This window comes from Methylobacterium nigriterrae, assembly GCF_037106235.1.
Taxonomy (GTDB): Bacteria; Pseudomonadota; Alphaproteobacteria; order Rhizobiales; family Beijerinckiaceae; genus Methylobacterium; species Methylobacterium nigriterrae.
On the sequence record NZ_JBAWTG010000414.1, the window covers coordinates 1 to 1,015 of the forward strand.

General features: G+C 61.5%; 2 protein-coding genes. One reads left to right on the forward strand and one right to left on the reverse strand.

Annotated elements, in window-relative coordinates; all coding sequences use genetic code 11:
- The coding region (locus tag WDW90_RS37470) for a response regulator (protein WP_488803325.1) at positions 1–528 on the reverse strand (528 nt) is incomplete at its 3' end.
- Positions 529–784: 256 nt separating this feature from the next.
- Between WDW90_RS37470 and WDW90_RS37475 the strand changes: the two genes are divergently transcribed.
- Positions 785–931: a hypothetical protein gene (locus WDW90_RS37475; protein WP_336492782.1), complete on the forward strand. Its 147-nt coding sequence runs from the start codon at positions 785–787 to the stop codon at positions 929–931.
- The last annotated feature ends 84 nt before the right edge of the window (positions 932–1,015 follow it).

A 1,015-nucleotide genomic window follows, 5' to 3' on the forward strand; every position in this document is an offset into this window, starting at 1 on the left:
AACTCCGGCGTGAACGTTCGTTTCGTTGTCCCCATCAGACACCTTCCAGCCCCCATGGGAGCGTAGCAGAGGTGTCCACTCATTCAGAGGAGGATCACCCCTGACCGGCTGGACCGGCGCGGCAGGTTCCGCAGTTTGCGTCGCGCTCGCAGGTGCAGAGCTGGACCGGGACAGCTCCTCCAGAGTGCTCACCATGTCTCTCGGGTGCGCGGGCTTGCTGAGCCAAGGCGCACCCTGGAACTCGCTGGTGAGACGCTGATCTTGCCGGCAGCCGGAGTGGACCAGGAAGGGCACGCCGCGTTGGCGCAGTTCGCGAGCGAGCGCGGTGCAGCGACCATCTCCCAGCACCACACTGATGACTGCCAGCGCGGGCTTGTCCTCCTTCAGGAGGCGCAGGGCCTCTGTCACCGTGCCAACGGGCCCGAGCACCCGGTAACCTGCCTTCTCCAGAGCATCGCTCAGATCCACGCCGAGCACCGGATCGCTCTCGGTCAGCAGCACCGCCGGCTGCTTATCCGCCAACTCCATGCGCATTCTCTGCAGTCAAGCTAGGCTTACAGACTTTGATGTCGCAGGTTATAAGCAAGGGTTGGTTTGGGTGGAAGCGCCGACAGACCCCGGTGTGGTATCAAACTTTCGTGCTACGTCGGGTTTCACACTTTAATCTGTGTCGGGTTGAACAGAGTCGTCTTCTGCCGCAAATTATCGTCATCGCTTGCAAGCTGATCCGAGCGCAGGCGGCTGAGAGACAACGCGTGCTCTTGCTCCAAGGGAGACAAGAGCCATGGCTCCAGCTCACCAGCTCACCGTTCGCAATCGCCTGCTGAAGGCCATGGCACCGGACGACTTCGCCCGCCTGCAGCCACACCTCGAGCCCGCAGATCTGCCCATCCAGCAGATGATGATCGAGGCCAACATGATCCTCCTCTGAATGAGTGGACACCTCTGCTACGCTCCCATGGGGGCTGGAAGGTGTCTGATGGGGACAACGAAACGAACGTTCACGCCGGAGTTC